This is a genomic window from uncultured Cardiobacterium sp. (genome assembly GCF_938028185.1).
Taxonomy (GTDB): Bacteria; Pseudomonadota; Gammaproteobacteria; order Cardiobacteriales; family Cardiobacteriaceae; genus Cardiobacterium.
The window spans coordinates 1-3558 of sequence record NZ_CALJAH010000301.1 but is presented as its reverse complement, the minus strand read 5'-3'; the positions used below and the strand labels follow the sequence as shown (position 1 = coordinate 3558).

The window sequence follows — 3558 nt, the reverse complement described above, 5'->3', positions numbered from 1 at the left end:
TGCTCGCCCGCATCAGCGGACGCAATCATTAGGTGCTGTTTACATTTACAATTCAGATCTCCCTCCCCTGCAGGGCGAAGCCCGCAGCGGGGGAGGGGCGGGGTGGGGGGGAGCGATATAGCGTATGAAGTGAATTTTCTGTTTTTCAATGGATTGCGCTGCGTCTCATCCAACAACGGGATTGTTCGGTATTCAGCCTGTTGGGTAACGCTCGTACCTCGCTAACCCAACCTACGAACGAAATCATCGTGTTATGACCAATTGTAAACAGCGCCTAGAAAACGCCGTCACGCGCTTTTTTTCTGCCCGTCCGCAGGCAGCAAAAAGACGCCGGTCGGAGTGAAGTGGATATAGCCTTCTTCCTGCCCCTCGCGGAAGTCCTCCGGCTTGAGGTTAATCAGCAGTTCGTGGCCTTGCCAGTCGGCGATGATTTCCCAGTGGTTGCCCATGTACACCGCGTTCTGGATGCGGCATTTTTGCGCCGCCTCGCCGCCCGTTTGCAGGGTAATCGCTTCGGGGCGCACGCCGACGAGGCAGTCGCCGTCCGCGAGTTCATATTGGGCAGCATCGGGCAGCTCAAAGCGGTAGCCGTTGGTGGCGACAGTATTGCCGCGCAGTTCGCCCTTGAAAATGCTGGATTCGCCCATGAAGTTGGCGAGGAAGAGCGAGTTCGGGTGCAGGTAGAGTTCGCGCGCCGGGGCTTTCTGCACGATGCGCCCCTTGTCCATGACGATGACCTGGTCGGAGACGGCGAACGCTTCGCTCTGGTCGTGGGTGACGTAAAGCGAGGTGATGCCAAGGCTTTGCTGCAATTCGCGGATTTTCTCGCGCATACTGCGGCGCAGGTTGGCATCGAGGTTGGAAAGCGGCTCGTCGAACAGCAACACTTTCGGCTTCAGCACCAGCGCGCGGGCGAGAGCCACGCGCTGTTGTTGTCCGCCGGAGATTTGGTCCACGTAGCGTTCGCCGAAGCCGGCGAGGTCAACGAGGGCGAGGGCTTCTTCGATGCGCTGGCGGCGTTCGCCGTGCGGCACGTTGAGCATTTTCAGGCCGTAGCCGACGTTATCCGCGATGCTCATGTGCGGGAAGAGCGCGTAGGACTGGAAGACGATGCAGATGTCGCGCTGCTGGATGGAGGCTTTGGTGACGTCTTCACCGTCGATGAAAATCTGCCCGCTGGTCGGGCTTTCGAGGCCAGCGACGAGGCGAAGGATGGTGGTTTTGCCGCAGCCGGAGGGGCCGAGCAGGGTGGTCATCGTGCCGCGCTCGATGGCGAGGTTGAGGTGGTCGATGACCACGGTTTTGCCGAAGGATTTGGTGACGTCCTTGAGGATGAGGAAGGCTTTTTCGTTCATGGTGTTTCCGGGATTCAGTGTTGGCGGGCTTTGGAGCGGGCGATGCGGGTGTCGCCGATAATCCAGTCAAAGAAGAGGATGATGCTCATCATGACGACGATGAGGATGGAGCCGTAGGCGATGGCGGTGCCGTATTCGCCGTCTTCGACGCGGTTCAGGATGTAGGCGGTGGCGACGCGCGTGTCGGCGGTGACGAGGAAGATAATCGCGCTGACGGTGGTCATCGCCTTGACGAAGCTGGTGACGAGCGCGGAGAGCAGCGCCGGTTTCAGCAGCGGCAGGATGATGTAGCGGATGGTTTTCAGCGAGCTGCCCTTGAGCGAGAGCGAGGCTTCATCGAGCGACTTGTCGAGCTGGCCGAGCCCGGCGATGGCGGCGCGCATCCCGACCGGCAGGTCGCGCATCACCATCGAGATGATGACGATGATGCCGGTGCCGGTGATATACAGCGGTGCGTCGTTGAAAGCGAGAATGTAGGACACGCCCGCTGCGGTGCCGGGAATGGCGAAGCAAAGCATGGTGAGAAATTCCAGCGTTTTCTTGCCGCGAAACTCCTTGCGCACCACGATATAGGCAATGAGCAAACCGAGCGCGGCGGTGAATACGGCAGCAATGCCCGCATAAATCAGGGTATTAATCAGCGAAGGCCAGGCACCGTCGCTAAAGCCCTGCCCGAAAAGAATCTGATAATTGCGCAGGGTCAGGTTGTAATCCACGCCCCAGTTCACGGTAAAGCTGCCATAGAAAATACTGCCGTACAGCAGCAAATTAAACAGCACCCAGAACGCGAGCAAGCCGCTAATCAGATTTTTCAGACCACGCGGTAATTCCTGCACCTCGCCGCGATACGATTTGCCGGAAACGGTAATGTATGAGCGGTTGCCAATCCATAGATACTGCACGATGAAAATACCGAGCGAGAACAGCAATAACAGCGTGCCGAGGGTACTCGCCGAGGCATAATCGAGTTGCGAGCCGGCGATATAAAAATAAATTTGCGTGGCGATGACGTCAAAACTGCCGCCCAATACCAGCGGATTACTGAAATCGGCGAGCGATTGCACGAATACCAGCAAAAACGCATTGGCGAGTGCCGGGCGCAGCAGCGGGAAAATAATCTGGAAGAAGGTCTGATAGCGGTTGGCGCGCAGCGTATAAGAGGCTTCCTCAATTGAAGGGTGAATGGATTTCAGCGCGCCGTCGAGAATCATAAAGGCGAGCGGGGTGAATGCCAGAATCTGCGCAATGGCAATCCCGTTGAAACCATAGAGCCAGTTGCTGTTGGCAAAACCGAGCCATTCGGTGAGATAACCGGAGCGGCCCAGCATTAACGTTACGCCGAGGCCGACGACAAATGGCGGCGTCACAATCGGCAGAATGGAAAAAATCTTGCCGATAAAGGCGGTGCGGCGGGCAATGCGGGTAGTATAAAGCGCGAAAGCGAGGCCGAAAATGGTGGACATCAGCCCGACAAAACCGGAAAGCATCAGCGAATTGCCAATGACGCGCAGAATGTAACTCTGGCTGAGAATGCGCAAGACCTGTTGCGGATGAAAAGCGCCGTCCTCATAAAACATCGCGACGAAAATCGCGCCGGTTGGGAAGACAATAAACAGCGCAATCAGCAAAATAATAATGAGCAGCGAGGCAATAATAAACTTATCGCCCTGCAATACCTTGAGACGGGCAAGCGCTAATGTTGCAATAGCGACCAAAGCACCGGCAAGACCGATTACCGCATAGCCGAGCGAAACGTGCGCCAGCTTGGCGCTGACGAGGGTAATGAAGGCAATGATAGCGATCCAGACGAGTTCGCCCTTGGCACGCGCCGCTGGCGTCGAATTGAACAAAGGAAAAAGCAAAAATATCAATACCGGCGCGAACCACAGCGCGCTTAAATTGAGCGAATGCCAGCCCATCGCGGCGAGGCGCTCATCCCAGGTAGATTCAACAATGCCGTAATCGAGGGCAAAGGCGGGCAGTAGTGCATAACAGAGCAGCGCGACCGCCACCCAGAAAGCGGACTGGTTCGTCCATCGCAAAAAAACTTTCATAAAAATATTCCGGCTGAAAATTTGAAGGGATGTCATCAATGACACTCCCGAAAACCAATCCTGAAAATCATCGCGGCAACGGTAAATATTTCCGCAACCGCCGCGCTCTCCCTGTGGCTGGGAGCAGCAAACACACCGCGTCAGCGACA

The 3558-nt window shown here is 56.5% G+C and carries 2 protein-coding genes; both read right to left on the bottom strand.

What is annotated here, in order from left to right; genetic code table 11:
- Window positions 1-287: 287 nt before the first annotated feature.
- The gene (fbpC, locus tag Q0349_RS08835) at window positions 288-1355 is read right to left on the bottom strand and encodes a ferric ABC transporter ATP-binding protein (protein ID WP_298080495.1); all 1068 of its coding nucleotides are present in this window, start codon (window positions 1353-1355) and stop codon (window positions 288-290) included.
- 14 nt (window positions 1356-1369) lie between these two features.
- Entirely contained in the window at window positions 1370-3445 is a 2076-nt protein-coding gene (locus Q0349_RS08830) for an iron ABC transporter permease (RefSeq protein WP_366916301.1), read from the bottom strand.
- Window positions 3446-3558 lie beyond the last annotated feature (113 nt).